At 37.4% G+C, this 4746-nt stretch carries 5 protein-coding genes; all 5 read right to left on the bottom strand.

Going from position 1 to position 4746, the window contains the following annotated elements; genetic code table 11:
* Nucleotides 1–218: AAA family ATPase (locus ORI98_RS18045; protein WP_306136142.1), on the bottom strand; the 218-nt coding region annotated here is incomplete at its 3' end.
* A gap of 480 nt (nucleotides 219–698) precedes the next feature.
* A complete protein-coding gene (locus ORI98_RS18050) occupies nucleotides 699–1544 on the bottom strand; it encodes an HNH endonuclease (protein WP_306136143.1) in 846 nt (281 codons plus the stop codon).
* 3 nt (nucleotides 1545–1547) lie between these two features.
* Entirely contained in the window at nucleotides 1548–3146 is a 1599-nt protein-coding gene (locus ORI98_RS18055) for an AAA family ATPase (protein ID WP_306136144.1), read from the bottom strand.
* Nucleotides 3147–3443: 297 nt separating this feature from the next.
* Complete coding sequence (locus tag ORI98_RS18060) at nucleotides 3444–4097, bottom strand: DCL family protein (protein ID WP_306136145.1); 654 nt, start codon at nucleotides 4095–4097, stop codon at nucleotides 3444–3446.
* 119 nt (nucleotides 4098–4216) lie between these two features.
* Nucleotides 4217–4746 (bottom strand): hypothetical protein (locus ORI98_RS18065; protein WP_306136146.1); only part of this gene is annotated, 530 nt, incomplete at its 5' end.

The following is a 4746-nucleotide window of genomic DNA, read 5'->3' on the forward strand; positions in this document are numbered from 1 at the left end:
ATGTTTTCTGGACCAGCCCAAAAACAGGAGTCCAGTCCTCCCTCTTGCGCTAACGCATTGACCACGCCACCTTGGGCTGTTTGTGCGAGTAGACGCAGTGCCTTGTAGAGGTTAGATTTACCGCAGCCATTGGCACCAGTGACTAAGTTGAGCTGTTTAAGTGTCACTTTTACTTCTCTAAGAGAGCGATAGTTACTTATGGCTAAGGTGGTCAGCATTGTTAGATTTTTACTCAATGTCGGTGGTAGAGCTAAGTGATTATAGTGGCATCAAACAGATAGGCATGTCACTAGTGTCGTCTTGATGCGATTTTCAGATTACAATAGCATACTATTTGTATAAATATTAATGGTATACAATGCACGTTTTAAAAGACCATTGCATTGTGATGCTCTAAGCCGTGAATTTTGAGCCACACGATAAAAACTTAATTTACCACTAACCTACTTTGGCGAAAAACTGTTTAGCCATAAGTTGAAACAGACTTACTTACGAATAATTTGCCAAGTAAAAGAAAAGGCAGCAACCACTAAACCCTTTATAAAACACAACGGCTGCAATGACATTTAGTCGATTTCGCAATGCCGCATAACGCCCGCCTCAACTGCCGGAGGCTACTGGCGCCTTTTTTGCGGTTTTATGCAAAAAAGGTGACAGTGGCCGGAGGTCAGATTGCAGGCGCTTGTTAGTTGCATTTACTACTTAAACCCGCCATTACAATACCAATCACTTGAAGCCAAGGCTTGATACATCGCTGTTTTCCACCAATTCTTATAAACTCTTGAGCAAGCAGTGTGCTTTTTAGTTAATGCTTGCTTTACTCCAGTAGCTTTTGAAACATAAAAATCATACTCTAACTCATGCCTTAAGATTGAAATTTCATCAGCCACTTGCACTGAAAATCTTTTTGCTAATTTAAAATCTTTAAAATGAGAAGCAACTCGTTTTACGTTAACAGTTTCCCAATGACTTGGGGGGTTAGTAAAGAATGTAAGTGATGGAGGGCTAGTTTCGTTAACCATCGCAAATAGCCACTGCTCACTAAACAGGTCATGATCATAGTATGGGTGTATTATCTGCTCTAGTTGGTTTCCTGCGACATCTTCATTTTTCCCTGTATTACAATCACTACATGACGGAACTAAATTTAGTGGGCTGATAGAAAAACTTGGAAATTTCTTTTTTGGCATATAATGGTCGAGGGTTGTTGCTTGCGCAAAACCACAAAATGGACAGATTCCATTCGGAGCCCTATTTAGTATAAGGTCGTATTGCTTTCTACCTTCTTTATTCTGAACCATTTGCTGTTCATATAATTTAACCAATTCACTCTTACTTGCATCACAAGCAGGGTGGCTAAGATGTTCATCTTTTAAACAGAACAGCAAAGAATACACTGCATGAATGTTATATACTTTATGGCACCCTCTTATGTACGATTTGATGCTTAAAATTCTTCTTCTGTTAAGAGGGTCTTGAATACTACCTGCACACGCCTCAAAAACTGAATCAATATCTAGCTCTGGTTTAGTAATAGCAAACATACTTTACTCCTCTATATTTGCTATTAGTGCTCTTACAATCGCTTGCCCCTCAAAACCTAATTGATTTTGATACTCTTCTAATATTTGTTCATAGCTTTTTCCTTTCTGAACACTTTTGAGCAATAAGTCATAAAACCCAGATTTAGATACCTCTAGATGAAAAACTTCCCTTGTTAAAGTCCCAACATTCTCTCCAAATGTCTCGATAGTTGGTTTATCAATTCCCCCTTCCAAACGAGAGCGCCTCAATATTGAAACACATGTTTTCGGGGTCTCTTGTAAAACCACAGGTGAGTGGGTTGCTATGATTGCGACTCCATTCCTGCTCATCAACAAATCAGATAATGCACGCATAAATGCAGAGAGCAAAGGTGGGTGTAAATGGCTCTCAGGCTCATCAATTAAAACTAGCGTTTTCTCTTCAATCGTTTCAACTAGCTTAGTTAGTGTTAATAACACGATTGCATGTCCAGAACTTAGCCTAGAGAATATTGCAAGTGCAGCCTGACCTAATTCATCCCGATTTTCCGATTCATCTTCTCTTTCAATATCGATCAATGAACAAAGGTTCATATCTGAAAAATTAATATCAGACTCTAATTTTTGGACGGCATTCACCCAACGTTTACGCTTACCAGTGACTGATAAACAAACTTTAAGACTCTCAACTAATTCACTACACAATTCTGTTGTTGTTTTTAGTCTATCTTCATTGTTGTAGTTAGGCTGGTTAATAGTTTTAAGGCCAATATAGTTATAACAAATACCATCATTTTTATTAGGGCGAGGAGATGGAGGGTCAAATGGATCGAATGCGCTAAAAGAAACGGAAACTACCCCTCTGAAATAGTCGTCTTCTAAAGCTGCTGGTCCGAAATATCCCTGTTGAAAGAACCCCCCTGCATCAGCAACACTTCCTTCCTTATCAGGTAATATTGCTTTTACCATATTATTTAACAAGGTAGTTTTGCCAACACCATTTGGGCCAATTAAAATGTGAATATTGCTCGAAGGTTTTACACTTGGATCAACCTCGAATTCAACTTTAACCCCAGAATAGCTGTCACTTTTAGGTTTTTCATAAAAGAAATTGTATTCGGTAAGGGGGCTTCCACCATCAAGTATTCTCCTAAACTGTTCTGTTATTACACTAGGGGAGACATTTCGCAATAATGAAACATTAAATACAGAGTTTAAATCCTTAGCTTTAGCTTCTGTTTCATCTGATTTTGCAACTTCAAAATATGAATTATTAAAAGCAATATCTCTTAACCCGTTTAGTAGGTTGCTTTTACAATCTTCCGATAGATCGTTATTAATCTTTTCATAGTATTCAGGTTCTTGACCTAATGAAAAGAAATCTTCATCTAAAGACGTAAACTTTCGCTCAATTCGCTCACTTGTCCATCCATCTGATTGACCTTTATATCCTATTTTAACATTACCTAAGTCATGAGTACGGCCAGTCTCATCATAAACAACAACGGTAAAAATAGTTTTAAAACCAAAGTCATCCCAGTTATCTTCTTTTAAACAAACCAGATGAGTTGCATTCTGAGGTAGGTAATCACTTCTAGAGTACTTTATAAAACTGAAGGGCATTAATTAATCCTTTTGATATTCTTAGATTCGAATGCATGCAAGTGATTCGATAAAGCAACTAACGAGCCTGTAGAATTTCTATTTTTATAAATTTAGCCATTTCTTAGGCCCCTTGTATCGCTTTCTAAGCGATTATCTCGCACTAAGCAATGCATTTGAGCCCCTAAAATCAGCTAAAATTTGACCAAATGAGTAATTCTACAGCCTCAACGCCCTGTTAACAGGCAAAAAATTGTTGGCTAAAATAGCGACGAAGGAACAAAAGCCAACTGTTTTTTGTCCTTGTTTAACAGCTTGTTAGCTTTTTAATTTACGCAAATTTGCTTCCGCACTCAATAATTGAAGAGTTGCATTATTTTTATGGTAGCTACGCCATTCTTCTACCAAATTTTGGTCAGCAACTTTACCTCGTTGATCTTCATCATCTGGTTTTGGATTAACTAAAGCTACTGATGTGATATCAATTTCACGGTCATCGAGAAAGTTATTTAACATATTCTCAAATGAAGGGGATAAATATGAAACATGGCTGTTGTAAAAAGTTAATTTCGTTTTTAATATTGGGCATACAACCACGTTATCTATTTGGGCAGTCTTGTAAGCGATAATAATTTGTTTTACTGCCCTCCTAAATGCCATTGAAACAACAGTTTTTTGTGGTGCCGGCTGTATGCAATGCACCCAACTACAATCAATTTCAGAACCATCAACTCTGCAAATATATAAACAACGATTATTATGAAAGTCTCTTTGGACTTTAATGTAGCTTATTCCCACACCTTTTTTTTCTGCAAATTCAGAATGTAAGGTGAATAAAGATGTAAAAAACATTTCATCTTCGGCATTAAGCCTATCATTCGCTTCATAATTGCTTATTCTTCGGCGAGCCTCTTCAGTCGCACTTTTTTTAGTTCTAAACTGATAATCGCCAAAAGCTATTGGTTTTGCCACGAAACTCTCCTTAAAAAGCTAACGCCTTGCTAAGCGGCGTGTGGCAGTTGGCTAAACTTGCGAGGCACGAGCGTGAGCCAACTGTTACACGTCCGTTTAAGCAACTTGTTATGCGCACATCATTTACTATGCAATTCTAACAGCAGTTTGTTGATTTTTATGTTCTTTTCATTGCTTTCAGGAGCATACTGAGAACCAAAACACTTATTAGATAACTTTAAATTACTTAGTTTACTTTTAGAAGTTAGGCTTAATAATTGTGCTTTTAGAACCACATCGTTGATTTGATAGATTCCGCCACTCCAGCCATGATTTCCTAACGTCATTTTCCAAGAACCAGTTTTGCTAGAGTAATTAAAGTATGCCCCAGGATCACTTGGTGAAGGATAGCAAGGATCATAAAACGCCATTTCAACATTGTTTACTTTTAAAGTGCTAAGCAATTCGTATATATCACTTTCGGTGATGCCACCTAATAAGGAAACTTCCTCAGCACTATTATTTATAGTTACTTTTACACTGGGTATGTGTGAAATTTTTGATGCTATAAGATTCATAAGAATACCAAAGTGCGTATAACGCCCCAAGCAGGGGATTTTATGAGCGCTTTTCAGCGAGTAAAATTCCCGCTGACTTGGCTTGTTATACC

The organism is Shewanella sp. ULN5, assembly GCF_030731885.1.
GTDB classification, from domain to species: Bacteria; Pseudomonadota; Gammaproteobacteria; order Enterobacterales; family Shewanellaceae; genus Shewanella; species Shewanella holmiensis.

Excerpts from the sequence above, each read along its gene's own strand:
- ORI98_RS18055 (WP_306136144.1), bottom strand. The coding sequence starts at position 3,146 with ATGCCCTTCAGTTTTATAAAGTACTCTAGAAGTGATTACCTACCTCAG.
- ORI98_RS18050 (WP_306136143.1), bottom strand. The coding sequence starts at position 1,544 with ATGTTTGCTATTACTAAACCAGAGCTAGATATTGATTCAGTTTTTGAG.